The sequence below is a fragment of the Halopseudomonas sp. genome (assembly GCF_041579695.1).
In the GTDB taxonomy this organism is placed as follows: Bacteria; Pseudomonadota; Gammaproteobacteria; order Pseudomonadales; family Pseudomonadaceae; genus Halopseudomonas.
In genome coordinates this window covers 75903-101186 of record NZ_JBFGFI010000001.1, presented here as the reverse complement: position 1 = coordinate 101186, position 25284 = coordinate 75903, and the positions used below count along the sequence as shown (strand labels likewise).

Below are 25284 nucleotides of genomic sequence, written 5' to 3'. Positions count from 1 at the left end.
CGGCAGCTATTGGCCTGTATTTTAAGAGTCGGCTGCATAGCGCCCGATATCAATATCAGTAGTTGTACTCCAGGCACAAAACAACAAAAGAGACTTCAATATGACCACCAGAAACTATCTCGGCGTCGCCCGTGGCGCTTTTCTGAGTGTGGCCATTGCCAGCGCCATACCGGTTGGCTTTACCGCTACGCAAGCCAATGCCCAAGCATCTAGCAACAGCAATCTAGAAATAGCTGGCGCTATCAACGGGGGTGGAGCGGCGCTCTCTCAGCGCAAATACGACCTCACGGTCACCTCGTTTGACGGCACAGAGATAGCGATAACGGTCTTTCAGCCAGCCCTGACGCAGGATCAGCCAGCCCCTTTGCTGATGTACAGCCATGGTTGGGGCGGCAGCCGCTCAAAGGATCTCAGCGACGGCGACTCGCTCACTGAGGCTGCTCGCAAGGCCTGGGAATCTGGTTATTTCGTGCTCAGCTTTGATCAGCGCGGTTTCGGCGAGAGCGGTGGTCAAGCCAATTCGCAGGATCCGGATATTGAGGGCCGTGACATACAAGCCCTGCTTGACTGGGCTGAAGGCAATCTCGCACCGCACTTGGCCTACCTCAAAGGCGACCCTCTGGTGGGTGGGATCGGACTGAGCTACGGCGGCGGATTCCAGCTCGTTGGCTCCAGTGTTGACCCCCGTTTCGATGCGCTGGTGCCGGCGATGACCTGGCATGAATTGCCCTACAGCCTGAGCCCGGAAGGCGTTCCCAAGACGCTTTGGCTCTCGGTTTTAAGTGGGCTCGCAAGGGAGAACCAAGCGCCCTGGCTTACTCAGGCTTACGCCGAATCGCTCTCTGGTACTGCCAGTGAGGGGGCGGGCGAGCGTCTATCGCGCAACGGTCTTGGGGCGTATTGCAGGCCGCGTACCGATGGCCTTGGCGTACCCAGGGTCGACGCCCTTTTCGTCCAGGGCGTGAACGACACGCTATTCAACTTCAACGAAGCCGCCTGGAATTACGACTGTCTGCGTAATGCTGGGAATGATGCTTACCTGTTTGTAACGACCGGTGGACATATTCTGCCAGCCGTTCAGGACGGTTCCGATGGGGGCACTGCTAACTTTGGCGGCTTCTTCAACGACATGCAGTGCGGCGACAGCCGTTATAGCATCGCTGATTTGTCTTATACCTTCCTTGACGGCAAGCTGCGTAAATTGCAACGCACTATCCCGATTCCGCGCGTATGCCTGACCCAGGATCGCGTTCAAGGGGTGATCAGCGATGAGGTGCCTAAAGGTGGCATGGAGCTGCATTTCAACAGTGGCAACTTGCTGGTCGGTCCGCCGTCGGTTGACGTAGTGCTCAACCTGCTGCGCAAGCTCGACCCCGAGACCCTGTCAGAGGTGCTCAGCCGACTATCTGCGGACACAGCCAGGTTGCTGACTGACGCATTGCTTGGCTTGGTGACTATAGATTCTGAGCGGGTAACCTCGCTGCTGACGGAGCTTGTTGAAACCCAGCCTCCAGCGCTTCTTGCGGATCTTGGAACTGCTCCGCGCTTTGTGCCTCTGTACCAGGCCACCAGTGATCAAATTCTTGCTGGGCTGCCGCTGGCAGACCTGACTATTGACGGGGAGGCGGCACTTGATCCACGTATGTTCGTCGGGCTGGGCATCAGGCGGCTGGGGCAGCTCAGCCCCGCACTGCTGCATGATCAGATCCTGCCCCTGCGCGGCACTGGCGCACGTCAAACGGAGCTAGTCGGCACCAGCACGCAGCTGCTCACTGGTGATGAGGTCGGTCTAATGCTCTACGGCTTTCACCCACAGTACACACTCGGGTATTCCCGAATCCCAAGCGCAGTAACCTTGAAAGGCTCTGTGCAGTTGCCATTGCAGTGACGTCAGGACTGCCCACCGGTGAGATGCCGGTGGGTAAGGGACCTTTTTAGAGGCCTTTATTCATCCTTAGCAGCGAATTTGTCCTTCATCAAATAAGCATAAGCCGTATTGAAAGCAGCCTCCTGAAAAGCCTTGAGATCCGTTTCGGCATAGTCGATCTGGATCGGGTTGCGCTTCAGCGAGTCCTTGATATCCGTCGTGGGCATGACGGTTACCTTCAGGTCTTTGATCAGCTCTATGGTCGCTTCCAGCTTGAAACCGACCGCGCCGCCGGCAAATTTGCCTTTCATCGGTCGCTGGCGAATCACCACTTGGTCGACCTTGTAGTCTTCCATCAGCTTGGCAAATGTCTGCTGAAAATAGCGCAGCTCTTGCGTGCTGTTGATATCCCTCAATGTCAGCTTTCGAGTGCGAAAATCAGGCAACTCGAAAAGCTCGTCTGTCAGCGACAGCAAGCACACATTCACATCATTACTGTTGATATCGACGCCACATACTCTCATAGGATTTCCCCTCTACCTGAATGGGCGCAGTGTAGCGCAAACGCCGAGTCGAGCTGTCGATTCCTGGGTCAGTGGCGTTCATCAGAGAGCGGGCTGCGAGCCAAAAATATCGTCATATCAAACGATCAACCCTATCTATTGGCTTAAATACACCGGCTGAGAACCTGCGCTCTTCCCTAAGATAGGCACATAACAATAAATGGGAGTAAGCATGAAAAAGTCGATTATCTCGATTGTCGTTTTGCTGTTGGTCGGCTGCGCCCTGTTCTGGGCAACAGCTGACCAGGATATGCGCCGGCTGGTGCTGAATTTCCCCACCAATACCGATGTGCTGTTCTGGTCGACGCCGGAGCGCGATGCTGCTTTCCGGGTTCTGGACCGCTTACCTGTGCTTTCGGAGTCGCGAGTGATTGCCGCCGGTGAGAACGCCTATCCCTTGCCTAAGGGCGCACCTCTGGAAATTGGGATGGATGTCGACGCCTACATGGCATCGCAACGCGCCGCTGCTCTGGTGATCGTTCATGATGGCAAAATACGGCTTGAGCAATACGGACTGGAGTTTGGGCCCGAGGGTCGCTGGACCAGTTTCTCCGTTGCCAAATCCTTTACCTCGACGCTGGTCGGTGCCGCTATCAAGGACGGCTACATCAAGAGCATCGATGACACTGTGTCGGAGTACATTCCCGACCTGAAAGGCTCTGCTTACGACAATGTCACCATCAAACAATTGCTGACGATGACCTCGGGTGTGAAGTGGAATGAGGACTATGGTGACCCCCAGTCAGACGTTGCGCTTTTTACCGCGCACAAAGCCGAGCCGGGTGTTGATGTCACCGTGAGCTATATGCGCCAACTGGAATCCGAGGCGGAGCCGGGCACCAAGTGGGTCTACAAAACCGGTGAGACAAACCTGATTGGCGTGCTGGCCAGCTCGGCCGCCAACAAGCCGCTCGCGGAATACCTGTCCGAGAAAGTCTGGCAGCCCTTTGGCATGGAGCAGGATGCGACCTGGTTACTGGGATCCACCGGGCATGAAGTCAGCGGCTGTTGCATCCAGGCGGCTACTCGGGATTACGCCCGCTTCGGGCTGTTCATCATGGCTGGAGGCATAGCCGATGGGGAGCAGGTATTGCCTGACGGCTGGATCACCGAGGCCACCACCAGGCAGGCGGATATCGGCAGGCCAGGGCATGGCTACGGCTATCAATGGTGGACCATGGATGATGGCGCCTATATCGCGCAGGGGATTTTCGGCCAGGGCATCTTCATCGATCCCAAGCGGAACCTGGTGATCGCCTCGAACGGTAACTGGCCTCAGGCTACCGATATGCAGGGCGGTAATCAGGGGGAAGAGCGCCTGGCTTTTTATCGGCAGGTGCAGTTGGCAATCGATCAGGAGGCTCAACCCTAGTGGGAGCCATCCACCCCAACAATACCCCCACATACGCTTTGGTAACACAACTGGTGGCTGTGACCGGTCGGTTCTACACTGAGCGGCATATGATCAACAGGGAGTATCCGCATGTCTTATGAAACGCTCGATTATCAGGTAAACGACGGCATTCTCACGCTGACCCTGAACCGCCCCGACCGCATGAATGCATTCAACGGTGCGATGTGCCGTGAGCTGATCGCGGCCTTTGACGCCGCCGATGCCGACGATGACGTGCGCGTGGTCATCATGACCGGCGCGGGCAAGGCGTTCTGTGCGGGCGCGGATCTGGAGAAGGGCGGTGATACCTTCAACCGTCACAAGCGCCAGAGCGAGCCGGAAGGTAATACGCTGCGTGATGGTGGCGGTACGGTTTCCCTGCGCATCTATGAATGCACCAAGCCGGTGATCGGTGCGTTCAACGGTGCGGCAGTGGGCGTGGGTGTGACCATGACCTTGCCGATGGATATTCGCATGGCGTCGACCAAGGCGAAGTTCGGCTTTGTGTTTGCCCGTCGCGGCATCACCATGGAAGCCTGCTCAAGCTGGTTCCTGCCGCGTCTGGTCGGCCCGATGCAGGCCGCCGAGTGGGTGTATACCGGTCGTGTATTCAGTGCCGAAGAGGCGCTGAAGGGCGGGCTGGTGCTCAGCCTTCACGAGCCGGACGAGCTGTTGCCGGCGGCCTATGAGCTGGCGAAAGAGATCGTCGAGAATACGTCGCCCATGTCCACCTTGCTGAACCGTCAGTTGATGTGGCGCATGATGGGTGCGGATCATCCGATGGAAGCGCACAAGGTTGATTCGCGGGCGATTGCCTTCATGGGCGAGTCGGCTGATGCCCAGGAGGGGGTACAATCCTTCCTCGAGAAGCGTCCGCCGCAGTTCAAACTGAGCCCGAGCAAGGACCGTCCGCCATTCTACCCCTGGTGGGACGAGCGCCCCTTCAAGTAAGAGCTGCCCATTACCCCAGGTACAGAGGAGACCATCATGAGTCGTCATTTCGAATCCGCCGCCGGACTGTGTGAAAACCGCGATCCGGCGACCGAAGGCTTTGTGTTCAACCAGACCATGCTGCGTATCAAGTCACCGGAGAGCACTCTGGATTTCTATACGCGCATCATGGGCATGACGTTGGTCAAGAAGCTGGATTTCGAGCAGATGCAGTTCAGCCTGTACTTTCTGGCTGCGGTCGACAGCAAGGACCTGGGGTTGTGGTCGGATGATCCGAAGGAACGGCTGGTGCAGACCTTCGGCCGCCCGGCGATGCTCGAGCTGACCCATAACTGGGGCACCGAGAACGACGCGGATTTTGCCTACCACAATGGCAACGATGAGCCGAAGGGCTTTGGCCATATCGGCTTTGCGGTGCCGGATCTGGAGGCAGCCTGCGCACGCTTCGAGGAGCTGGGCGTGAGCTTCGTCAAGCGGCCGCAGGATGGCAAGATGAACAACATAGCCTTCATCCGCGACCCGGATGGCTACTGGATCGAGCTGTTCACGCCGGGTGACCTGCGGGGAGCGTTCGGCTGAAAGCCCGGATGAAATCTCGGCTGACTTTCTTGCAGGCATAAAAAAACCGGGCGCTGTTATCAGCGCCCGGTTTCGTTTACCGCCGGATCAGACCAGATCGAAGCGGTCTGCGTTCATCACCTTGTTCCACGCCGAGACGAAATCCTTGACGAATTTCTCCTTGGCGTCGTCCTGGGCGTAGGCTTCGACCAGAGCGCGCAGCTGCGAGTTGGAGCCGAATACCAAGTCCACCCGAGTGCCGGTCCATTTCACCTGGCCGCTGTTGCGGTCCCTGCCTTCGAACACGTCTGGATCCGCCTGGGTGGGTGCCCACTGGGTGTCCATGTCGACCAGATTGACGAAAAAATCGTTGGTCAGTGTGCCCGGCTGGTGTGTGAATACGCCGTGCTGGCTGCCGCCGTAGTTGCCACCGATTACCCGCATGCCGCCGACCAGTACGGTCATTTCCGGTGCGCTGAGGCCAAGCAGTTGGGCCTTGTCGACCAGCATTTCTTCCGGCGACACGGTGAACTTGGCTTTGGCGTAGTTGCGGAAGCCGTCGGCTTCAGGTTTCAACCATTCGAACGAGTCCACTTCGGTCTGCTCGTCGGTCGCGTCGGTGCGGCCCGGTGCAAAGGGCACGGTGATCTGATGACCGGCAGTGCTAGCGGCCTGTTCAATCGCAGCCGCGCCACCCAGCACGATCAGATCAGCCAGCGAGACTTTCTTGTTGCCCGCCTGGGCAGCATTGAAGTCGCTCTGGATGCCTTCCAGTACCTTCAGTACCCTGTCCAGTTGCTCTGGCTGGTTGGCTTCCCAGTCTTTCTGCGGGGCCAGGCGGATACGTGCGCCGTTGGCGCCGCCACGCTTGTCCGAGTCGCGAAAGAGCGAGGCGGCCGACCAGGCGGTGTAGACCAGTTCGGAGTTGCTGAGGCCGGAGGCGAGCAGCTTGGCCTTGAGATCGGCGATATCCTGGTCGTTGACCAGTTCGTGATCGACCGCCGGGACCGGGTCCTGCCAGATCAGGTCTTCCTGCGGTACGTCTGGGCCGAGGTAGCGCACCTTCGGGCCCATGTCGCGGTGGGTCAGTTTGAACCAGGCGCGGGCAAAGGCATCGGCGAACTCTTCCGGATTCTTGTGGAAGTGTTCGGAGATCTTGCGGTAGGAGGGGTCCTCACGCATGGCGATGTCGGCAGTGCTCATCATGATCGGCACGCGCTGGGTCGAATCTTCTGCATCCGGGGCGTGGTCCTTGTCGGCCAGACCCTTGGGTGCCCACTGGTGCGCGCCGGCGGGGCTCTTTGTCAGCTCCCATTCGTAGCCGAACAGGACGTCGAAGTAGCTCATGTCCCATTGTGTCGGGGTGGGTGTCCAGGCGCCTTCCAGCCCGCTGGTGATGGTGTCGCGGCCTTTGCCGCTGCCATGGCTGTTCTTCCAGCCAAAACCCTGGTCTTCAATCGGCGCGGCTTCGGGCTCGGGACCCATATGGCTTTCCAGGCTGGCGCCGTGGGTTTTGCCAAAGGTGTGGCCACCGGCGGTGAGAGCGACTGTCTCGTAGTCGTTCATCGCCATGCGCGAGAAGGTTTCACGGATGTCGCGGGCCGAGGCCAGCGGGTCGGGGTGGCCGTCCGGGCCCTGCGGGTTGACGTAGATCAGACCCATCTGCACGGCGGCCAGCGGGGCTTCCAGCTCGCGGTCACCGGAGTAGCGGCTGTTGTCCTTGTCGCTGGTGGCCAACCATTCTTTCTCGGCACCCCAGTAGATGTCTTCTTCGGGGCTCCAGATATCCGCGCGGCCGCCGCCAAAGCCGAAGGGCTTGAGGCCCATGGATTCGATCGCGATATTACCCGTCAGGATGTACAAGTCAGCCCAGGACAATTTGTTGCCATACTTGCGTTTGATTGGCCACACCAGCCGGCGGGCCTTGTCGAGGTTGCCGTTGTCCGGCCAACTGTTCAGGGGAGCGAAACGCTGGTTGCCGGTGGACGCGCCACCGCGTCCATCCGCTACGCGGTAGGTACCAGCGGCGTGCCAGGCCATGCGGATCATGAATGGTCCGTAGTGACCGTAGTCAGCCGGCCACCAGTCCTGGGAGTCGGTCAGGAGTGCAGTGATATCTTTTTTAACTGCTGCATAATCCAGCTTGTTGAATTCTTCGGCATAGTCGAAGTCTTCACCCATGGGGTCTGATTTTGGGTTGTGCTGGTGCAGGATGTTCAGGTTTAACTGGTTGGGCCACCAATCCTTGTTCATGACGCCACGCCCGTGCAGCTTGGTGTTCGAGCCGTGCATTACGGGGCATTTGCCGCTTTGAATATCACTCATGTCTGTCTCCCACGTGTACTGATAAATGATGCGGCGCTAGGCTGCATCCTGTTCTCTTGTTGCCGGTATGTTTTGCCGTGGAGTAGCCTGGCGAGAAGGATCCCGCAGCATGGCTTCCGCTACCTCTGGTTACAGATCATGTCAATGAACGGAGATTGAGGACAGTGATAAATGGCAAACACGGCGATAGGGTTTGACTATTGATCGGGTGGTAGCAGACAGCGGACCGGTGCAGAGCCGATCCGACAGGGTGGGGTTCAGGGAATCAGGCGGGTCAGGGCGGCGCGAGGTCCTTCGGGGATGGCGCAGGACTGATTGCTGCTGCGCTCGACAAACACATGGACGAAGCGCCCTAGAGCGCAGGCGGTTTCGGTGCCTTGCTTGAATACGCCCAGTTCGTAATGCACCGAGCTGTTGCCCAGCTTCGCGACGCGCACGCCAATCTCGATGGCGTCGGGAAATGCAATCGGCGCAAGGTAGTCGCAGCCGGAGCTGACGACGAACGCCACCTGCTCGCCATTGTGTATATCCAGCCCGCCCTGTTCGATCAGCCAGCTGTTCACCGCGCTGTCGAAGTAGTTGTAATACACCACGTTGTTCACATGACCGTACACGTCGTTGTCGTGCCAGCGGGTGGTGATGGGGTGCAGGTAGGGATAATCGTTACGTGTGGGTTTGTTGTTCATGACAAGGTCTTCTCTCGGGGAAACTCGATTCAACGGGTCGGGCTGCGTTAGCCGACACCCTCAGTAGACACGCCGTGGATCCATCCCTGGGGGCTCGCTATGCCCATCCCTGGGCATAAACGGTCTACTACAGGTATCAGCCAACGCACCTCTTGGCTCCGTGCTTTCTGCTGTACCAGAAAATCAAAACGCCTTGCGATAGATCGCCAGGGCGTCGGCTTCGGTCAGTTCCCGCGGGTTGTTGACCAGCAGGCGCTGTTGCAGCATCGCGTCTTTGGCCAGTTGTGGCAGCATATCTTCCGGCACACCGGCATCACGCAGGCGCGTGGGCAGCTTGCAGCGTGGGCTCAGGGCAGACAGCTCGGCAACCAGTTGCTCAGTCAGGCTGGCGGCATTGCCGGCCTTCAGATCCTTGACCAGCAATGGCGCCAGCTCGGCATAGAGGACCTCGGCGGATGACGAGTTGAATTCGATGACCGCCGGCAATACCAGAGCGTTGGACAGGCCATGGGGTATATGGAAATGGCCGCCCAGCGGGTAGGCGAGGGCGTGGACTGCGGCGACCGGCGCGTTGGCGAATGCCTGGCCGGCGAGCAGGGCGCCGAGCAGCATGCCCTGGCGCGCTTCGCGGTTGCTGCCGTTGTGCACGGCTTCGTCCAGGTTGGCTGCCAGCAGGCGCAAAGCCTCGCGGGCGAGCATATCGGACAGCGGGTTTTTCTTGATCTTGCTGGTGTAGGCCTCGATCGCATGCACCATGGCATCGATGCCGGTGGCGGCGGTGACAGCGGGCGGCAGGCCGACCGTGAGCTCGGCATCCAGCAGGGCCATGTCCGGCAGCAGGACGGGTGAGACCACGCCCATCTTGGTGGTTTCGCCGGTGGTGATGATCGAGATCTGGGTGACCTCCGAACCGGTACCAGCGGTGGTCGGCACCTGGATCAGCGGCAGACGCTGGCCCTTGGCATTGCCCACGCCGTAGATGTCGGAGAGTTGCTGGTTGCAGTTGGGGTGCGCGAGGAATGCAACCAGCTTGGCCACGTCCATGGAGCTGCCACCGCCAAAACCCACGACCAGGTCGGCATTCATCGCGCGGCCCTGTTCAACTGCGGCCATGACGACCGCTTCCGGCGGGTCCGCCTGGACTTCGTCGAAGATCTCATAGGCAACGCCGGCTTTGGCGAAACCGGGGGTGATGCTGTCGAGCATGCCCAGTTTGGTGATGCCCGGATCGGTCACTATCATTACACGGGATGCGCCGCGCTCCTTGCAGAGCTCGGCCAGACGGGCGGCGGAGCCGGATTCGCAGAGAATCTGGGCAGTGGTGGCAAACAGGAAAGGAGACATGGGTACCTCGGTGAATGAGACAGTTCGGGATACTGTATGGAAGCCAGCGGAAAGCTGCAAGCCGCTCGCTCTCAGAGAAACATCTCGAGTAGGTCATTGAGGAACAGCCGGCCGCGTTCGGTGGGGCGCAACTGGTCGTGCCAGGGCTCCAGCAGGCCGCGCTCGACTGCGCGGTCCAGCAACGGGGCGATGCTGGCCAGCGACTGACCGGTGCGTGCCTGGTAATAGGCTGCCGGCACACCGTCGCTCAGGCGCAGGGCATTCATCAGGAAATCGAAGGACAGGTCGGCCGCTTCGATGATCTTGTCGCTGGCGCGGAAGGGCTTGGCCGGGTCCAGATAGTCACGCGGCACGCGGGTTTTCCAGTTGCGTTCCACCCGGCCGTCGGCATGGGTGTGCTTGCCGTGGGCGCCGGCGCCGATGCCGATAAAATCACCGTATTGCCAGTAGTTCAGGTTGTGCCTGGCCTGGCGATCCGGGTGCGCATAGGCGGAAATTTCATATTGCGTCAGGCCCGCCTCGGCCAGCCGGCGCTGACCGGTTTCCTGAATATCCCAGAGAACATCTTCCACCGGCAGGGTGGGCGGCTTGTTGTAGAACACCGTGTTGGGCTCGAGCGTGAGCTGGTACCAGGACAGGTGTTCCGGACCGAGCGCGATAGCCTGGTCAATGTCGGCCAGTGCCTGTTCCACCGACTGCCCGGGCAGGCCATGCATCAGGTCCAGATTCAGGTTGTCGAACCCGGCGCAGCGGGCCATGTCGACGGCTGCCAGGGCTTCACGGTCATCGTGGATGCGCCCCAGGGCCTTGAGGTGCACCGGGTTGAAGCTCTGGATGCCGATGGACAACCGGTTGATGCCGGCGCTGCGGTAGTCGGCAAACTTGGCCTGCTCGAAGGTGCCCGGGTTGGCTTCCAGGGTGATTTCGATGTCATCGGCAAAGTGCAGCCGCGCCGCCATGGCTTCGAGGATCCGGCCCAGGCTGGCCGCGGAAAACAGGCTGGGTGTGCCGCCGCCAAAGAAAATTGAGCGCAGTTCACGTCCGCTGGCGGTGTGAAGATCCTGCTCCAGATCCGCAATCAGCGCATCCACATATTCCTGCTCGGGCAGGCCCTCATCGCTGACGTGGGAGTTGAAATCGCAGTACGGGCATTTGCGTACGCACCAGGGAATGTGGACGTAGGCTGACAGGGGCGGGAGCCTGAAGCTTGGAACCGAGAGCTGGGAGTCGTCTGTTCGGGTTTGCGCTTCCAGCGTCTGGCGTTCGGCTTCCAGCTGACTCACACCAGTCCCAGGCGCGTGCGCAGGCCCGCCATCGCGCGGGCTCTGTGGCTCAGGTGATTCTTGTCTTCGGGGCTCAGTTCGGCGCTGGCGCAGTCTCTCTCTGGTACCCAGAACAGCGGATCGTAACCGAAGCCCTGGCTGCCGCGGGGTTCATGCAGAATCCGGCCGTGCCAGACGCCTTCGCTGATGATGGGCGTCGGGTCTTCTGCGTGAAGCATCAGTACCAGTACCGAGATGAACCGCGCGCCACGCTGATCGTCAGGCACGTCGCGCATCCTTTCGAGCAGCTTGGCGTTATTGGCCTGGTCACCGCCGTTAGCATAGCGCGCCGAGTAAATGCCCGGCGCGCCACTGAGGGCATCTACCGCCAGGCCGGAGTCGTCAGCCAGTGCCGGTAATCCGGATGCCCGGGCCGCATGCCGGGCCTTGAGGATGGCGTTTTCGACAAAGGTCAGCCCGATTTCTTCCACTTCCTGGCGCACAAAGTGGCTTTGTGGCAAGACCTCGACGTCATCGCCGAGCATGGCTTGCAGCTCGGCAAGCTTGCCGGCGTTGCCGCTGGCCAGCACCAGCTGGCGGAACGGCAGTCGGGGCGTCTCACTCATCCGGGAAGAATTCCTTCTGGAAATTCAGGGTATGCACCGGACCGCCTTCTTCCGGCTGCACATTGACTTGAAAACGCAGGACGGTACGTACCGGAGCGCTGTAGTTGGTAACGAAATACAGCGCCTGGTCCTCTTCGACACGAATGAAATCCAGTTCGTTTTTCTGCTCCAGTAGGGTGGTGACTGTGCCGGTAACCCGCGCATCCACGGGCTCCGGGCCCTCGGATGTTTCCCGCTGGACGGCAATATTGAGTACGCCCTGATCAGGGCCGCGCTCGAGCCCGACGTTGGCTGCAACTTCCGGTGATACGTAGCTGCTGTTGAAGGCACTGTAATACACCAGGATATCGCCGAAGCGTTGCGGGCTTTGGTCCTGGGCAATGGCGAGCGGGGCGATCGTCAGCATGAGGGTGCAGATCAGCGTGCGTAGCATGTTGTTCTCCTATCGGGTTACCCGGTAGATGGCGATTTCACCCAGCATGTTTGGCCAGAGGCCGCTCAACCAGGTGCTTTGATGCGCCTGGTCTACCACCAGCCGGTCAAGGATGCGAATCGAGCGTTGACGGCACAGATCCTCAAAATCCTTGAACGTACAGAAGTGAATGTTGGGTGTGTTGTACCAAGTATAGGGCATGAATTCCGATACCGGCATGCGGCCCCTGCTGCCCAGGTAGAGGCGGCAGCGCCAGTGAGCGAAATTGGGGAAGGTGAGTATCGCTTCGCGCCCGATGCGCAGCATCTCTTCCAGCACCTGGTCGGGATAGTGAACGGCCTGCAGCGCCTGGGTCATGAGCACGCTGTCGAAGGTGTTGTCGCCGAAGTTGCTCAGGCCGGCGTCCAGGTTCTGTTCGATCACATTGACGCCGTTTTCGATGCAGGCATTGATCTTGTCGGGGTCGATCTCCAGACCGTAGCCGGTCACCTTGCGGTGATCCGACAGGTAGCGCAGCAATTCGCCATCGCCGCAACCCAGGTCCAGCAGGCGACTGCCGGGCTTGATCCATTCCTGGATGATCTCCAAATCCGCACGCATGCTCATCAAGCCACCTCGATCTGGTTCATGTAGGCCTGGAACGCCCGCACATAGCGGGGGATCGGCAGCAGGAAGGCGTCATGGCCCTGGGCGGCCTCGATCTCGAGATAGCTGACCTGCTTGCCGGCGGCGAACAGCGCGTCCACCAGCTCCCGCGAGCGGGCCGGCGAGAAACGCCAGTCGGTGGTGAATGACATCACCATCACCCGGGCTTCTATCGGGGCCAGGCTGTTGGCCAGGTTGCCGCCATGGGCGCCTGCAGGGTCGAAATAATCCAGCGCCTTGGTCATCAGCAGGTAGGTATTGGCATCGAAGCGCTCGGAAAACTCCTGGCCCTGATAGCGCAGGTAGCTTTCCACCTGAAACTCGACGCTGGTGAAGTCGTAATTGAGTACGTCGGTGCGCAGCTCGCGGCCGAACTTCTCGCCCATCGAATCATCCGACAGATAGGTAATGTGGCCAACCATGCGCGCCAGCATCAGCCCGCGCTTGGGAATCACGCCAAAGGCGGCATAGTCACCGTTATGGAAGTCCGGATCATTGATGATCGCCTGGCGCGCGACTTCATTGAAGGCAATGTTCTGCGCCGACAACTTGGGTGCGGTCGCGATCGCCACGCAATGACGAATGCGTTGGGGGTAACTGATTGCCCACTGCAGCGCTTGCATCCCGCCCAGGCTGCCGCCGACTACCGCGGCCCAGCAATCTATGCCCAGGCGGTCGGCCAGCAACGCCTGGCTGTTGACCCAGTCTTCTACTGTGAGAACCGGGAAATGCGCGCCATAGGACTTGCCGGTCGCCGGGTCAATGCTTGATGGCCCGGTGGAGCCATGGCAGCCGCCCAGATTGTTCAGGCTGACCACAAAGAAGCGGTTGGTGTCGATGGGCTTGCCCGGTCCGATGCACGCATCCCACCAGCCAGGCTTGCGCTCATCGCTACGGTGGTAACCGGCGGCGTGGTGATGCCCGGACAATGCATGGCAGATCAGCACCGCATTGCTGCGGTTGGCGTTCAGCTCCCCGTAGGTTTCATACACCAGCTCGAACTGGTCCAGCGCCTTGCCACAGGCCAGGGCGAGCGGATCGGAGAATGTTTCACGCTGGGGTGTCACCAGGCCGACGGAATCGGCGGGGAATCTGGACATGGATAACCTGTTCCTGTGTGTTTCGGCGACTGCCAGCCCTGGGCCGCCAACCAACGAGGCGCCAGTCTAAAGAGCGCTGGAGCCTTGCGCAATATGCGCCCTGTGGCAGGGACGCAGCGGCCCGGGCGGCGATGACGCCGGGCCTTTCTGCCGGTCTGATGCGGGGCGCTTACAACGCCAGCGTCAGACCGCGGGGCATGCCGGTCGCGGCAGCGATATTGGCGATCACCAGCATGTCGATCAGGCGCAGCGCGATGAACGCAAAGATCGGAGACAGGTCCAGGCCGCCCATCGACGGCAGGATCGCACGGACAGGAGCCAGCACGGGTTCGCACAGTTGATGAACCAGAATGGCGGCCGGGTTGACGCTCTGCGGTGCTACCCAGGACAGGATCACGCTGATAATCAGGGCGAAGAAGAAAATCTTCAGAAACAGTGCGGTCACTGCAATCAGGGACCAGACTAGGATCTGCAGGATGTTCGGCAGCGCGGCGCCCATCAGCTTGATAATGATTGCCATCAAGACCATCTGCACGAGTAGGGCGAGGATCAGCGAAGCGAAATCGATCCCACCGTAACCCGGAATGACCCGGCGCAGCGGCATCAGCAGCGGTTTGGTAGCACGGACGATGAACTGCGAGATCGGGTTATAGAAGTCCGCTTTGACCAGTTGCAGGATAAAGCGCATCAGCACGATAACCAGATACAGGCTGCCAAGGGTCTGGATCACATAGATCGCAGCCATGTTCAAATTGTTCATGCAGCCTCCTCAGGCAAGTTCTTTAGTCATTTCTGCTGCGCGGGTCGCGGCGGCCTGCATCGCCCGTTCGACGATTGCTGGCAGGTCGTCGCGGGCAAAGCTGTTGATTGCCTGTTCGGTGGTGCCGCCCGGCGAGCACACGCGGCGGCGCAGCTCGGCCGCATCCACGTCACTGTGTACGGCCATGTCGGCGGCACCCAGTGCAGTGAACAGTGTCAGTCGCTCTGCGGTGTCGCGGGGCAGGCCGAGCTTTTCGCCGGCGGCGGTCATCGCTTCCATCATATAGAAGAAGTAGGCCGGGCCGCTGCCGGATACCGCTGTGACCGCGTCGATCAGCTCTTCGCGCTCGAGCCAGAGACTGATACCCACCGCATTGAGGATGGTCTCGGCCTGCTGTTTCTGGGTATCGCTGACGCTTGCGTTGGCAAACAGACCGCTGACACCCTGGCGCCGCAGCGATGGGGTGTTGGGCATGCAACGTACGATCGCGCTGCCTTCACCCAGCCACTGCTCGAGGCTGGCGCAGTTGATACCCGCAGCGATCGAGACGATCAGCTGGCCGGGCTTGCGCTCGCGCGGCAGGTCGCGGCACACAGCCTGCATTACCTGGGGCTTGACCGCCAGCACCAGCACGTCGCACTCGGCGGCCAGGACCGCGTTATCCAAGCTCGTGCCGATGCCGAATTGCTTGCCCAGCCGCTCGCACTGTTCGGCGGTGCGGTCGCTGGCAATGATCTGTGCAGGCTTGATGTTCTGCTGCAGCATGCCGCCGATCAGGCTGGTGGCCATGTTGCCGGCGCCAATGAAACCGATGATGGGAGCGGTCATGGGGTGTCCTTTGTCTTGGTGTGGGGGGCAGAGGGCGCGGCCGGCGCGCCGGTTTTCTCACGCTCGCCAAACAGGGCGGTACCGACGCGCACCAGGGTGGCGCCTTCCTGCACGGCTTCGCCCAGATCATCGCTCATGCCCATGGACAGGGTGTCGAGTGGTAATGATAGAGATTGCAGCAGTGCATGCAGTTCGCGCAGCGGGCGACGGCGGCCCTCGCTGTCGTCGGCCGGTGCTGGTATGGCCATCAGGCCGCGCAGCTTCAGGCGTGGTAGTGCAGAGACCGCCGCAGCAAGTTCGGCCACGTCTTCGGGCATGACGCCGGACTTGCTCTCTTCGCGGCTGATATTCACCTGCAGGCAGATGTTCAGCGGCGCCAGCTCGGTCGGGCGTTGCTCGGACAGACGCTGGGCAATCTTCAGCCGGTCGACCCCATGCACCCAGTCGAAATGCTCGGCGATCGGCCGGGTCTTGTTCGACTGGATGGGGCCGATGAAATGCCAGGTCAGAGGCAGCTCGGCAAGCGTCTCGATCTTGTCCAGCGCCTCCTGCAGATAGTTTTCGCCGAAGTCCCTCAAACCCGCGGCCCAGGCGTCACGTATCGCACTGGCCGGACGCGTCTTGCTCACGGCTATGAGAGTGACTTCGGCGGTATCACGCCCGGCTATGACCGCCGAACGCGCAATACGTTCACGAACGTTTGCAATATTCTCTGCTATCGTAGACATTACCAAGATTACTACCTAGCCAATATCGGAAAAGACCTCCAGGCATTCTACATGCTTGCCGGTTGCAATGGGGAACCCAATGGATATAACCGAGCTGTTAGCCTTCAGCGCCAAGCAGGGCGCGTCGGACTTGCACCTGTCGGCAGGATTGCCGCCCATGATCCGAGTCGATGGTGATGTACGTCGTATCAACGTTCCGGCGATGGACCACAAGATGGTGCATGGCCTTATATACGACATCATGAACGACAAGCAGCGTAAGGATTTTGAGGAATTCCTGGAGACCGACTTTTCCTTCGAGGTGCCCGGTGTGGCCCGTTTCCGGGTTAACGCCTTCAACCAGAACCGGGGCGCCGGCGCGGTTTTCCGTACCATTCCCTCCAAGGTTCTGAGCATGGAAGACCTGGGCATGGGCGATGTGTTCAAGAAGATCTCCGATGTGCCCCGTGGTCTGGTGCTGGTAACCGGTCCCACCGGCTCGGGCAAGTCCACCACCCTGGCGGCGATGCTCGACTATCTGAACTGCACCAAGTACCAGCACGTGCTGACCATCGAGGACCCGATCGAATTTGTCCACGAGTCCAAGAAGTGTCTGGTCAACCAGCGGGAAGTACACCGCGATACCCTCGGCTTCGCCGAAGCCCTGCGCTCGGCGCTGCGTGAAGACCCCGACATCATCCTGGTCGGTGAGATGCGTGACCTGGAGACTATCCGTCTGGCGCTGACAGCGGCAGAAACCGGTCACCTGGTGTTCGGCACCCTGCACACCACCTCCGCCGCCAAGACCATCGACCGTGTGGTCGACGTGTTTCCGGCAGAGGAAAAGTCGATGGTGCGCTCGATGCTCTCCGAGTCGCTCACCGCCGTTATCTCGCAGACACTGCTGAAGAAGATCGGCGGCGGTCGTGTGGCTGCGCATGAAATCATGATTGGTACACCGGCCATCCGTAACCTGATCCGCGAGGACAAGGTCGCGCAGATGTATTCGGCGATCCAGACCGGTGGCAACCTGGGCATGCAGACGCTGGACATGTGCCTCAAGGGCCTGGCCGCAAAGGGTATAGTTACCCGCGAAAGTGCCCGCGAGAAGGCCAAGTCGCCCGACGGATTCTGATAGCCGCGCCAATGCGGGGCTGATGCCCGAAATGTCCTAGAAGAGAGATACCATGGAGTTCGAGAAACTGTTACGGCTGATGGTCGAGAAGGGCGCTTCGGACCTTTTCATCACCGCCGGTGTGGCGCCGAGCATGAAGATGAACGGCAAGATCCTGCCCGTGACCAAGACCGCCCTGTCACCTGAGCAGACCCGTGAAACGGTGCTCGGGGTAATGACCGAATCCCAGCGCCGCGAGTTTGCCGAGAATCGCGAGTGCAATTTTGCGATCAGTGCCCGCGGTATCGGCCGTTTCCGCGTCAGCGCCTTCTACCAGCGCAATCTGGTGGGCATGGTGCTGCGTCGTATCGAGATCAACATCCCGACGATGGAAGAACTGCGGCTACCGGAAATTCTCAAGAAACTGTCGATGACCAAGCGCGGACTGGTCATATTTGTGGGTGCGACCGGTACCGGCAAGTCCACTTCGCTGGCGTCGATGATTGGCTATCGTAACAAGAACTCCAGCGGCCACATCATTACCATCGAAGATCCGATCGAGTTCATCCACCAGCATCAGAACTGCATCGTCACCCAGCGTGAGGTAGGGATTGATACCGACTCGTTCGAAATCGCCCTGAAGAACACCCTGCGCCAGGCACCCGATGTGATTCTTATCGGCGAGGTGCGGACCAAGGAAACCATGGATCACGCGGTGGCCTTTGCCGAAACCGGTCACCTGTGCCTGGCCACCTTGCACGCGAACAACGCCAACCAGGCCCTGGACCGCATCATTCACTTCTTCCCGACCGAGATGCACCAGCAGGTCTGGATGGACCTGTCGCTCAACCTCAAGGCGATCGTCGCCCAGCAGTTGATTCCCACGCCCGACGGCAAGGGCCGCCGCGCAGCTATCGAAGTGCTGCTCAATACGCCGCTGGCTGCCGACATGATCCGCAAGGGTGAGGTGCACGAGCTCAAGCCGCTGATGGCGCGCTCGACTGAGTTGGGTATGCAGACTTTCGATCAGGCGCTCTACAAGCTTTACAGCCAGGGCGAGATCACCTACGAAGATGCGTTGGCCCATGCCGACTCGGCCAACGACCTGCGCCTACTGATCAAGCTGGGTTCGGAAACCGACGGCAAATCGTTGATGTCTGGCGGCAAGAACGATTTCGCACTGGAAGGTAACGACGAGGACCACAGGCGCTGAGCGGCTGCCGTTTCCCGCCGATCGACAGGCCTGGGCGATACGTCCGCCTCAGGCCTGGTAGACCAACTTCCCGTTAGAGATAGTGTGAGTCACCTTGCACGGCACGCCCTGACCAATAAAGGGACAGTTGGCGCCTCTGGATATCCAGTTATGACCGATCAGGCTGGCGTCGACCGGGTCGAACAGTGCTATGTCGGCCCGCGCGCCGATTGCCAGGGTACCGGCGGGCAGGCCCAGGGCGGCGGCGGGTCCGCAGGTGAGTCGCGACAGGAGTGCCGGCAATTCCAGCAGGCCGTCGGCCACCAGTGTCATCGCCAGCGGCAACAACACCTCGATGCTGCTGATGCCCGGTGCAGAAGCAGCAAAGGGCACCCGCTTGGCTTCCTGCTCGTGGGGCTGATGGTGCGATGAAATCGCCTGCACCACGCCACTCTGTACTGCCTGCCGCAGCGCGCGCCGGTCGCTGCTGCTGCGCAGCGGCGGCAATACATGCAGCAGGCTGGAAAAGCCTTCCAGATCCTCGTCGCACAACAACAGCTGGTACATCGCCACATCGGCGGTCACGCGCAGCCCGCGAGCCTGGGCGTCGGCCAGCATCTCCATCGCCCGGGCGCTGCTCAGTCCGCTGAAATGGGCCTGCACGCCGGTCTGCTCTATCAGCAGCAGGTCCCGGGCCAGAGCGATGGTCTCGGCGGTTTCGGGAATGCCGACCAGCCCCATGCGTGCCGCAGTGGCGCCTTCGTGCGCGCTGCCGCCCTGGGCCATTTCCGGATCCTGGGACATGAACACCACCGGCACATCGAACCCCGCCGCGTATTCCAGGGCGCGGCGCAGGATGCGGTTGCTCTTCATCGGTGCCAGGCCCTGGGTAAAGGCCACGCAGCCAACGTCACGCAGGGCCACCAGCTCGCTGAGATGCTCGCCCCCGAGCCCATGGGTCAGCGCGCCAAAGGGGAATACCCGGGCATGACCTGCGCGTTCACTGCGCTCAAGGATCAGCTCGGCCACCGCTGGCGTGTCCAGTACCGGCCGCGTGTCGGGCAGGCTGCACAGGCTGGTCACGCCACCTGCGGCTGCGGCTCGGGTTTCACTGTCGATGGTGCCCTTGCGGGTCTGGCCGGGCTCGCGCAGGCTGACGTTGAGATCGACCAGGCCGGGGCTGGCAATCAGCCCGCGGGCATCGATTGTCTGCTGCGGCTGAAAGACCTGGGGAGCCTCGCCGATGGCCACGATATGGCCGTCATCGATATGCAGATCGGTAATCTGGTCAAGGTTACTGGCCGGATCGATGACCCGGGCACCTTCAATGGTCAGTCGCATGCTTGGCTTCCTGGTTGTGCTGGCGCTGGGCGTTCTGCCCGGCCATGGCCATCGACATCACGGCCATGCGTACGGCGATGCCGTAGGTTACCTGATTGAGAATCACTGACTGGGCGCCGTCGGCGACTTCCGATTCTATTTCCACACCCCGATTGATCGGGCCGGGGTGCATCACCAACGCGTCCGGCTTGGCCAGTGCGAGGGTTTCGCGGGTCAGGCCGTAGAGGCGGTAGAACTCTCCCTCGCTGGGTAACAGGCCGCTCTGCATGCGCTCTTTCTGCAGGCGCAGCATGATCACCACGTCCACATCACGCAGGCCGACGCGCAGGTCGTTGAATACCCGTACGCCGTATTGTTCGATACCGGCTGGCAGCAGGGTGCGCGGAGCGATCACTCGTATGTCAGGGCAGCCTAGGGTGTGCAACGCCTGCATGTTCGAGCGGGCAACCCGCGAATGCAGAATGTCGCCGACAATCGCCACCGACAGGTTCTCGAAGCTGCCGCGGTGACGGCGGATGGTCAGCATGTCGAGCATTGCCTGGGTCGGGTGCGAGTGGTTGCCGTCGCCGGCGTTGATGATCGCCACGTCCGGGCACACCTGCTGGGCAATGAAGTGCGCGGCGCCCGAGTCGCCGTGGCGCACCACGAACATATCCGCGGCCATGGCCTCGAGGTTGCGCAGGGTGTCGTACAGTGTTTCGCCCTTGCTGGTCGAGGAGGTCTGGATGTTCAGGTTGAGCACGTCCGCTGACAGGCGTTTGGCCGCGAGCTCGAAGGTCGTACGGGTGCGCGTGGAGTTTTCGAAGAACACGTTGCATACCGTCTTGCCGCGCAGCAGCGGTACCTTCTTGACCGCGCGCTCACCTACTTCAAGAAAGGAATCGGCGGTATCCAGCAATTCTGTGAGCAGATCCCGCGACAGCCCCTCGATGGTCAGAAAGTGCCGGAGCTGGCCCTGGTGGTTGAGTTGCAGATGACTGGGAATCGGGGTCATTGGGCTCTCTACTTGGCGACTGGGTTCAGGGTCAGTTGCAGCGGCTGCGGGCCGGTCAGCTTGATGCGCTGCCCCTCGGGTAGCGTCATGCTGGTGCCCAGCACATCGGCGCGGATCGGCAGTTGCCGCGCTTCAATGTCGATCAGCGCGACCAGGGTCACCGACGCCGGCCGTCCATAGTCGAATAGTTCGTTCAGTGCGGCGCGGATGGTACGGCCGGTCATCAGCACGTCGTCGACCAGAACCAGATGCCGGTCATCGACGCTGAACGGCAGTTCAGACGGCCGTACCCGCGGCGGCAGGCCATTCTGCTCGAAGTCGTCACGGTAGAAGGCGATGTCCAGGGTGCCCAGCGGCGCCTGCGGCAGGCATTGGTCGCGCAGGCGTTCGGCAATCCAGACGCCGCCGGTGTGAATGCCGACAAAAGCCGGGTCCTGGATATTGCGGTGCGACAGATAATCGGTCAGGTCCGCAGCCATGCGCTCGAGCATCGGGGCTACATCGGGCAGAGCGCTCATGACGTCTCCTTGGGCAGGTTGCCAAGCCAGGTTTCCAACAGCAGCGCTGCGGCCAGACTGTCCACCGGGTTGTCCCGGTAGCTCGCTGGCGTGCGGCCGCTGTCGCGCAGGTTCTGTTTGGCTTCAAAGGTGGAAAGACGCTCGTCGATGCACTCGACGGGCAGATTGAATCGTCCGTGCAGGCGACGGGCAAATTTCTCCGCGCGGCCGCTCATCTCGCTCGGGGTGCCGTCCATGTTGAGCGGCAGGCCAATGACCAGGGTGTCGGGTTTCCATTCGCGGATCAGCCGGCCGACCTGCTCCCAGTCCGGTACGCCATCGCGGGCGCGCAACACGGCCACAGGCTCGGCGCGGCAGGTCAGGCTTTGTCCTACCGCTACACCGATCTGGCGAGTGCCGTAATCAAAGCCCATGGCCCGTTGCAGTGACGCCATCAGGCGTGCCCGGCCTGGCTGGTGAGCAGGTTCAGATCAATACCCAGCGTGCGCGCTGCAGCGGCCAGGCGCTGGTCGCTGGGCAGCTCGAACAGAATATGGTTGTCGGCGGGGCAGCTGAGCCAGACATTGTCGACTAGCTCCTGGTCAAGCTGTCCGGCCTCCCAGCCGGTGTAGCCCAGCATGATCAGCACTTCGCGCGGACCGTTGCCGTGGGCCATGTCGAGCAGGATGTCGCGGGAGGTAGTCAGTTGCAGCGGGCCCAGGTCCATGCTCGCCTCCCATTGTTCGGCGCCGCGGTGGAGCACGAATCCGCGCTCGGTCTGCACCGGACCGCCGTTGTACACGGGTACGCTGGCGATCGAACCGGGCATGTCGGTGGCGGGCTGCAGCTGCTCGAGAATGTCCGCCAGGTTCAGGTCGCCCGGCTGATTGACCACCAGCCCCATTGCGCCCTGTTCATCATGGTCGCACAGGTAGATCAGGCTGTTGACGAAACGTGGATCGGCCATGTGTGGCATGGCGATCAGAAAGTGATGCTTGAGGTAACTCGGGATGATTTGGCTCATGCGCCTAGTATTGGGGTTTGAGCGGCAAGCTTCAAGCATCGGCGGCTGTCGCTGGGCAGACTAGAAGCTGGAAATCGTGTTGCCCGGCTCGAAACGCCAGGTCCGGATGATTTCGAGCACGTCCACATCCATCAGGTCGCCGGTAAACGGGGCGTAGGGCGCCGCCAGTCGAACGATCCGCTGCGCCGCGTTATCGAGTATCTTGTGGCCGGAGGATTCAAGGATCTGAACCTCGCGCAGGGTGCCGTCGCGGTTGATCGAGACCAGCAGACGCAGACTGCCATAGATGCGCTCGCTACGGGCCTCTGCCGGGTAATTCTGGTTGCCGACGCGCTCAACCTTGCGACGCCAGGCATCCTTGTAGTACGCGCCCTTGTCCTGCATCGTCGAGGCCGCGTTGAGGCGATGCACGCGGGGTCGGTTGGCATAGAGCTGCTCTTTTTCAGCCAGCTGCGCTTCCAGGCTGGCAATTTCCGCCGACAGCTGGCTGCGGTTGAAGCGTGGCAGCGAAGGCGTGACCTTTTCCTCTGGCGGCGGGGCATCGCGGGCGGTGACTGCCTTTTCCGGTTGGGGCGCCGTGGTGGTGACCACCTGCTTTTCCACAGCCGGGGTGGGTGGCGGCGCGCTGGCTTCCTGTGGTGGAGTCACCTGGTTGATCTCGGCATCCTGGAATACCGTTTCTTCGGTTGTGCTGGGCGCCGCCTTCTCATCCAGTGTGCCGCTGCCTTCCTGATTGAGTTGGGCCAGGTAGTCGGCCTTCTCCGGTGCCTGCTCGCTGGACTGGGTGGCGAGGGTAATCTCCAGAGTCTTCGATAACTCGCTGGGAGACGGCAGGTCGAAGGTCACGCCAAGAATGATCAGTGCGTGCAGCACGGCCGCCAGAAACAGCGCAAAACCCAGACGATCGCGCGCCGTTACTTCCACAGGAGTGGCGGCGGCAGTCGGGGTGACGGGTCTAGCGGTTTTTTTCATGCTGTCCGTGGGCGGGATGCGGCTGGCGTTTCTGCGCAGTCTGCCGCGCAATCCGGCAAATGTCTACGCACCCGGGCGTGCCTGGAGCTGACGCTCGATGGCGTCCATCAGTTGACCGCCGATATCGGTCTGGTAGGCGCTGTCGATTTCGCGGATGCAGGTCGGGCTGGTCACGTTGATTTCGGTGAGATAGTCGCCGATGACATCAAGACCGACAAACAGCAGGCCGCGCTGGCGCAACGAGGGGCCTACCTGAGCTGCAATCCAGCGGTCGCGCTCGGTCAGCGGGCGCGCTTCGCCGCGGCCCCCGGCCGCCAGATTGCCGCGGGTTTCTCCCTTTTGTGGAATGCGCGCCAGACAGTAAGGCACCGGTTCACCCTCGATCATCAGGATGCGCTTGTCACCGTCGCTGATCTCCGGCAGATATTTCTGCGCCATGATCTGCTGCTGGCCGTGCCGGGTCAGGGTTTCGATAATCACGCTGAGGTTGCTGTCGCCCTCGCGGATGCGAAATATCATCGATCCGCCCATTCCTTCCAGCGGTTTGAGAATTACGTCACGGTGTTCGGCGATAAAAGAGCGCAAAATATCCGCGCGCCGGCTTACCAGATTGGGGGGTGCGCACTGGGGGAACTGGGTCGCGAACAGCTTCTCGTTACAATCGCGCAGGCTGCCCGGACGATTGACTACCATCACGCCTGCCCGTTCGGCCGCTTCCAGTATGTGCGTGGCATAGAGAAATTCGTCGTCGAAGGGCGGGTCCTTGCGCATCAGGATCACGTCGAGATCAGCCAGTGGTGCATGCTCGGGTTCGGCCAGGTCAAACCAGTGCTCGGGATTGGCGTAGACGCGAAGCTTGCGCAAGTGACCCATGGCCTGGCCATTGGCGAGGTAGAGATCCTGCGGCTCGAGATAGAAAAGCTCCCAGTCGCGTTGCTGGGCGGCCAGCAGCATGGCCAGCGAGCTGTCTTTCTTGTAACTGATCGCACGGATGGGATCCATCACGATGCCGAGGCGTATATGCATGAGTAGTCGGTCCGCTGAGTGGGGCACAATGCGAAAGGAGTGTAACCTCGCGAGGCTTGGGGCGAAAGGTTGACTAATGTCGTCAGATGTCTCATATCTGATGCCTTGAACGCAAAAAACGGGTATACCTGCTTGGCAAATAGATTGGCCATGGAAACTGTGATAAAAGTACGCGGAATAGGGACAGAGCGTTCTGGCGCCGCCATTTTGACGTCGACGCCGACGACTCACCATTAATAACAAGGGCTGGTTAAATGGAAGAAAATTTCGAAAGCCTGAAAGTCATGGTTATTGACGACAGCAAAACCATTCGCAGAACGGCGGAAACCTTGCTCAAGAAGGTTGGTTGCACCGTCATTACCGCAGTAGACGGTTTTGATGCGTTGGCCAAGATTGCCGACAACAACCCCGATATCATTTTCGTCGATATCATGATGCCCAGGCTCGACGGTTACCAGACCTGTGCCCTGATCAAGAACAACAGCGCGTTCCGCTCAACGCCGGTGATCATGCTGTCCAGCAAGGACGGCCTGTTCGACAAGGCGAAGGGGCGGATTGTCGGCTCTGATCAGTATCTGACCAAGCCGTTCAGCAAGGAAGAGCTTCTGGGCGCTATCCGCGCCCATGTTCCGCAATCCGACGACCTAGCAGGTGCTTCGGAGGCGTGAGCCTCCGCACCTTCAGCCATACCGGGGGAGCCATATGGCCCGAATACTTGTAGTAGATGATTCGCCGACCGAGTTGTACAAGCTCACTGGCATGCTGGAAAAGCATGGCCACGAAGTCCTCAAGGCCGAGAACGGCGCCGATGGTGTAGCCTTGGCTCGCCAGGAAAAGCCCGACGCGGTTCTGATGGATATCGTCATGCCCGGCCTCAACGGTTTTCAGGCCACCAGGCAGTTGACCAAAGACGCCGAAACTGCGCATATTCCGGTGATCATCGTGACGACCAAAGACCAGGAAACAGACAAGGTCTGGGGGAAGCGCCAGGGCGCCAAGGACTACCTGACCAAGCCGGTCGAGGAAGCCACCCTGATCAAGACGTTGAAGTCCGTGCTGGGAGCCTGAAGGCCCCG

General features: G+C 60.6%; 27 protein-coding genes. 8 read left to right on the top strand and 19 right to left on the bottom strand.

What is annotated here, in order from left to right; translation table 11 throughout:
• Nucleotides 1–100: 100 nt before the first annotated feature.
• A complete protein-coding gene (locus tag ABYA88_RS00495) occupies nucleotides 101–1888 on the top strand; it encodes a CocE/NonD family hydrolase (protein WP_373184443.1) in 1788 nt (595 codons plus the stop codon).
• A 56-nt stretch (nucleotides 1889–1944) separates the two neighbouring features.
• On the opposite strand, the gene ABYA88_RS00490 is transcribed toward ABYA88_RS00495, so the two are convergent.
• A complete protein-coding gene (locus ABYA88_RS00490) occupies nucleotides 1945–2391 on the bottom strand; it encodes a DUF3010 family protein (protein ID WP_373184442.1) in 447 nt (148 codons plus the stop codon).
• A gap of 211 nt (nucleotides 2392–2602) precedes the next feature.
• Here ABYA88_RS00490 and ABYA88_RS00485 point away from each other — a divergent pair, with 211 nt between their 5' ends.
• The 3 genes from ABYA88_RS00485 to gloA all read left to right on the top strand — a co-directional run bounded on the left by ABYA88_RS00485 (nucleotide 2603) and on the right by gloA (nucleotide 5353).
• Nucleotides 2603–3802: a serine hydrolase gene (locus ABYA88_RS00485; protein WP_373184441.1), complete on the top strand. Its 1200-nt coding sequence runs from the start codon at nucleotides 2603–2605 to the stop codon at nucleotides 3800–3802.
• A 111-nt stretch (nucleotides 3803–3913) separates the two neighbouring features.
• Nucleotides 3914–4774, top strand: coding sequence for a crotonase/enoyl-CoA hydratase family protein (locus ABYA88_RS00480; RefSeq protein ID WP_373184440.1), 861 nt, complete (start codon nucleotides 3914–3916; stop codon nucleotides 4772–4774).
• Nucleotides 4775–4810: 36 nt separating this feature from the next.
• Nucleotides 4811–5353, top strand: coding sequence for a lactoylglutathione lyase (gloA, locus tag ABYA88_RS00475; RefSeq protein WP_373184439.1), 543 nt, complete (start codon nucleotides 4811–4813; stop codon nucleotides 5351–5353).
• Nucleotides 5354–5440: 87 nt separating this feature from the next.
• Here the strand turns inward: gloA and katG are convergent, their stop codons facing one another.
• The 11 genes from katG to ABYA88_RS00420 form a co-directional block, all read right to left on the bottom strand.
• Complete coding sequence (gene katG / locus ABYA88_RS00470; RefSeq protein ID WP_373184438.1) at nucleotides 5441–7657, bottom strand: catalase/peroxidase HPI; 2217 nt, start codon at nucleotides 7655–7657, stop codon at nucleotides 5441–5443.
• Between the two features lie 257 nt (nucleotides 7658–7914).
• Nucleotides 7915–8343, bottom strand: a complete 429-nt coding sequence (locus tag ABYA88_RS00465; protein WP_373184437.1) for an acyl-CoA thioesterase — start codon at nucleotides 8341–8343, stop codon at nucleotides 7915–7917.
• 183 nt (nucleotides 8344–8526) lie between these two features.
• Nucleotides 8527–9687, bottom strand: a complete 1161-nt coding sequence (locus ABYA88_RS00460) for an iron-containing alcohol dehydrogenase (protein ID WP_373184436.1) — start codon at nucleotides 9685–9687, stop codon at nucleotides 8527–8529.
• A 71-nt stretch (nucleotides 9688–9758) separates the two neighbouring features.
• Nucleotides 9759–10940: a radical SAM family heme chaperone HemW gene (gene hemW / locus ABYA88_RS00455; RefSeq protein WP_373184634.1), complete on the bottom strand. Its 1182-nt coding sequence runs from the start codon at nucleotides 10938–10940 to the stop codon at nucleotides 9759–9761.
• 26 nt (nucleotides 10941–10966) lie between these two features.
• The gene (gene rdgB / locus ABYA88_RS00450) at nucleotides 10967–11575 is read right to left on the bottom strand and encodes an RdgB/HAM1 family non-canonical purine NTP pyrophosphatase (RefSeq protein ID WP_373184435.1); all 609 of its coding nucleotides are present in this window, start codon (nucleotides 11573–11575) and stop codon (nucleotides 10967–10969) included.
• Complete coding sequence (locus ABYA88_RS00445) at nucleotides 11568–12008, bottom strand: DUF4426 domain-containing protein (protein WP_373184434.1); 441 nt, start codon at nucleotides 12006–12008, stop codon at nucleotides 11568–11570. The genes rdgB and ABYA88_RS00445 overlap by 8 nt, the downstream gene beginning before the upstream one ends.
• 9 nt (nucleotides 12009–12017) lie before the next feature.
• On the bottom strand, nucleotides 12018–12608 hold the full coding sequence (gene metW / locus ABYA88_RS00440; RefSeq protein WP_373184632.1) for a methionine biosynthesis protein MetW: 591 nt from the start codon (nucleotides 12606–12608) through the stop codon (nucleotides 12018–12020).
• Nucleotides 12609–12613: 5 nt separating this feature from the next.
• Nucleotides 12614–13753 carry a homoserine O-acetyltransferase gene (locus ABYA88_RS00435; RefSeq protein WP_373184433.1) on the bottom strand — a complete coding sequence of 380 codons (1140 nt, stop codon included), beginning with the start codon at nucleotides 13751–13753 and terminating at the stop codon, nucleotides 12614–12616.
• A gap of 169 nt (nucleotides 13754–13922) precedes the next feature.
• Complete coding sequence (locus ABYA88_RS00430) at nucleotides 13923–14513, bottom strand: YggT family protein (RefSeq protein ID WP_373184432.1); 591 nt, start codon at nucleotides 14511–14513, stop codon at nucleotides 13923–13925.
• Nucleotides 14514–14522: 9 nt separating this feature from the next.
• A complete protein-coding gene (gene proC / locus ABYA88_RS00425; RefSeq protein WP_373184431.1) occupies nucleotides 14523–15341 on the bottom strand; it encodes a pyrroline-5-carboxylate reductase in 819 nt (272 codons plus the stop codon).
• Nucleotides 15338–16069, bottom strand: coding sequence for a YggS family pyridoxal phosphate-dependent enzyme (locus ABYA88_RS00420; protein ID WP_373184430.1), 732 nt, complete (start codon nucleotides 16067–16069; stop codon nucleotides 15338–15340). Before ABYA88_RS00420 ends, proC begins: the two co-directional genes overlap by 4 nt.
• Nucleotides 16070–16148: 79 nt before the next feature.
• On the opposite strand from ABYA88_RS00420, the gene ABYA88_RS00415 reads away from it, so the two are divergent.
• Nucleotides 16149–17183: a type IV pilus twitching motility protein PilT gene (locus ABYA88_RS00415; RefSeq protein ID WP_373184429.1), complete on the top strand. Its 1035-nt coding sequence runs from the start codon at nucleotides 16149–16151 to the stop codon at nucleotides 17181–17183.
• 52 nt (nucleotides 17184–17235) lie between these two features.
• On the top strand, nucleotides 17236–18375 hold the full coding sequence (locus ABYA88_RS00410) for a PilT/PilU family type 4a pilus ATPase (RefSeq protein WP_373184428.1): 1140 nt from the start codon (nucleotides 17236–17238) through the stop codon (nucleotides 18373–18375).
• 48 nt (nucleotides 18376–18423) lie between these two features.
• On the opposite strand, the gene ABYA88_RS00405 is transcribed toward ABYA88_RS00410, so the two are convergent.
• From ABYA88_RS00405 to gshB, 7 genes are all read right to left on the bottom strand, one after another.
• A complete protein-coding gene (locus tag ABYA88_RS00405; RefSeq protein WP_373184427.1) occupies nucleotides 18424–19695 on the bottom strand; it encodes a dihydroorotase in 1272 nt (423 codons plus the stop codon).
• A complete protein-coding gene (locus tag ABYA88_RS00400; RefSeq protein ID WP_373184426.1) occupies nucleotides 19679–20689 on the bottom strand; it encodes an aspartate carbamoyltransferase catalytic subunit in 1011 nt (336 codons plus the stop codon). Before ABYA88_RS00400 ends, ABYA88_RS00405 begins: the two co-directional genes overlap by 17 nt.
• A gap of 8 nt (nucleotides 20690–20697) precedes the next feature.
• On the bottom strand, nucleotides 20698–21207 hold the full coding sequence (gene pyrR / locus ABYA88_RS00395) for a bifunctional pyr operon transcriptional regulator/uracil phosphoribosyltransferase PyrR (RefSeq protein WP_373184425.1): 510 nt from the start codon (nucleotides 21205–21207) through the stop codon (nucleotides 20698–20700).
• Nucleotides 21204–21641, bottom strand: coding sequence for a Holliday junction resolvase RuvX (gene ruvX / locus ABYA88_RS00390; RefSeq protein WP_373184424.1), 438 nt, complete (start codon nucleotides 21639–21641; stop codon nucleotides 21204–21206). The genes pyrR and ruvX overlap by 4 nt, the downstream gene beginning before the upstream one ends.
• Nucleotides 21641–22210 (bottom strand): YqgE/AlgH family protein, encoded by a 570-nt coding sequence (locus tag ABYA88_RS00385; RefSeq protein WP_373184423.1) that lies wholly within the window; start codon nucleotides 22208–22210, stop codon nucleotides 21641–21643. The genes ruvX and ABYA88_RS00385 overlap by 1 nt, the downstream gene beginning before the upstream one ends.
• A gap of 60 nt (nucleotides 22211–22270) precedes the next feature.
• On the bottom strand, nucleotides 22271–23182 hold the full coding sequence (locus tag ABYA88_RS00380) for a TonB family protein (RefSeq protein ID WP_373184422.1): 912 nt from the start codon (nucleotides 23180–23182) through the stop codon (nucleotides 22271–22273).
• Between the two features lie 63 nt (nucleotides 23183–23245).
• Nucleotides 23246–24208 (bottom strand): glutathione synthase, encoded by a 963-nt coding sequence (gene gshB / locus ABYA88_RS00375; protein WP_373184421.1) that lies wholly within the window; start codon nucleotides 24206–24208, stop codon nucleotides 23246–23248.
• A gap of 254 nt (nucleotides 24209–24462) precedes the next feature.
• Here gshB and ABYA88_RS00370 point away from each other — a divergent pair, with 254 nt between their 5' ends.
• Nucleotides 24463–24876 (top strand): PleD family two-component system response regulator, encoded by a 414-nt coding sequence (locus ABYA88_RS00370; RefSeq protein WP_373184420.1) that lies wholly within the window; start codon nucleotides 24463–24465, stop codon nucleotides 24874–24876.
• Between the two features lie 34 nt (nucleotides 24877–24910).
• Nucleotides 24911–25276 carry a twitching motility response regulator PilH gene (pilH, locus tag ABYA88_RS00365; protein WP_335607198.1) on the top strand — a complete coding sequence of 122 codons (366 nt, stop codon included), beginning with the start codon at nucleotides 24911–24913 and terminating at the stop codon, nucleotides 25274–25276.
• The last annotated feature ends 8 nt before the right edge of the window (nucleotides 25277–25284 follow it).

Bases quoted from the DNA above. Each gene is read 5' to 3' on its own strand.
- ABYA88_RS00415 (WP_373184429.1), top strand. From the start codon at position 16,149: ATGGATATAACCGAGCTGTTAGCCTTCAGCGCCAAGCAGGGCGCGTCG.
- rdgB (WP_373184435.1), bottom strand. From the start codon at position 11,575: ATGAGTGAGACGCCCCGACTGCCGTTCCGCCAGCTGGTGCTGGCCAGC.
- ABYA88_RS00485 (WP_373184441.1), top strand. From the start codon at position 2,603: ATGAAAAAGTCGATTATCTCGATTGTCGTTTTGCTGTTGGTCGGCTGC.
- metW (WP_373184632.1), bottom strand. From the start codon at position 12,608: ATGCGTGCGGATTTGGAGATCATCCAGGAATGGATCAAGCCCGGCAGT.
- ABYA88_RS00480 (WP_373184440.1), top strand. From the start codon at position 3,914: ATGTCTTATGAAACGCTCGATTATCAGGTAAACGACGGCATTCTCACG.
- ABYA88_RS00410 (WP_373184428.1), top strand. From the start codon at position 17,236: ATGGAGTTCGAGAAACTGTTACGGCTGATGGTCGAGAAGGGCGCTTCG.
- ABYA88_RS00460 (WP_373184436.1), bottom strand. From the start codon at position 9,687: ATGTCTCCTTTCCTGTTTGCCACCACTGCCCAGATTCTCTGCGAATCC.
- ABYA88_RS00405 (WP_373184427.1), bottom strand. From the start codon at position 19,695: ATGCGACTGACCATTGAAGGTGCCCGGGTCATCGATCCGGCCAGTAAC.
- ABYA88_RS00490 (WP_373184442.1), bottom strand. From the start codon at position 2,391: ATGAGAGTATGTGGCGTCGATATCAACAGTAATGATGTGAATGTGTGC.
- proC (WP_373184431.1), bottom strand. From the start codon at position 15,341: ATGACCGCTCCCATCATCGGTTTCATTGGCGCCGGCAACATGGCCACC.
- ABYA88_RS00370 (WP_373184420.1), top strand. From the start codon at position 24,463: ATGGAAGAAAATTTCGAAAGCCTGAAAGTCATGGTTATTGACGACAGC.
- ABYA88_RS00400 (WP_373184426.1), bottom strand. From the start codon at position 20,689: ATGACCCCGATTCCCAGTCATCTGCAACTCAACCACCAGGGCCAGCTC.
- ABYA88_RS00495 (WP_373184443.1), top strand. From the start codon at position 101: ATGACCACCAGAAACTATCTCGGCGTCGCCCGTGGCGCTTTTCTGAGT.
- ABYA88_RS00445 (WP_373184434.1), bottom strand. From the start codon at position 12,008: ATGCTACGCACGCTGATCTGCACCCTCATGCTGACGATCGCCCCGCTC.
- ABYA88_RS00465 (WP_373184437.1), bottom strand. From the start codon at position 8,343: ATGAACAACAAACCCACACGTAACGATTATCCCTACCTGCACCCCATC.
- ruvX (WP_373184424.1), bottom strand. From the start codon at position 21,641: ATGGCGTCACTGCAACGGGCCATGGGCTTTGATTACGGCACTCGCCAG.
- ABYA88_RS00380 (WP_373184422.1), bottom strand. From the start codon at position 23,182: ATGAAAAAAACCGCTAGACCCGTCACCCCGACTGCCGCCGCCACTCCT.
- ABYA88_RS00420 (WP_373184430.1), bottom strand. From the start codon at position 16,069: ATGTCTACGATAGCAGAGAATATTGCAAACGTTCGTGAACGTATTGCG.
- ABYA88_RS00435 (WP_373184433.1), bottom strand. From the start codon at position 13,753: ATGTCCAGATTCCCCGCCGATTCCGTCGGCCTGGTGACACCCCAGCGT.
- pyrR (WP_373184425.1), bottom strand. From the start codon at position 21,207: ATGAGCGCTCTGCCCGATGTAGCCCCGATGCTCGAGCGCATGGCTGCG.
- gshB (WP_373184421.1), bottom strand. From the start codon at position 24,208: ATGCATATACGCCTCGGCATCGTGATGGATCCCATCCGTGCGATCAGT.
- gloA (WP_373184439.1), top strand. From the start codon at position 4,811: ATGAGTCGTCATTTCGAATCCGCCGCCGGACTGTGTGAAAACCGCGAT.
- katG (WP_373184438.1), bottom strand. From the start codon at position 7,657: ATGAGTGATATTCAAAGCGGCAAATGCCCCGTAATGCACGGCTCGAAC.
- ABYA88_RS00430 (WP_373184432.1), bottom strand. From the start codon at position 14,513: ATGAACAATTTGAACATGGCTGCGATCTATGTGATCCAGACCCTTGGC.
- ABYA88_RS00385 (WP_373184423.1), bottom strand. From the start codon at position 22,210: ATGAGCCAAATCATCCCGAGTTACCTCAAGCATCACTTTCTGATCGCC.
- pilH (WP_335607198.1), top strand. From the start codon at position 24,911: ATGGCCCGAATACTTGTAGTAGATGATTCGCCGACCGAGTTGTACAAG.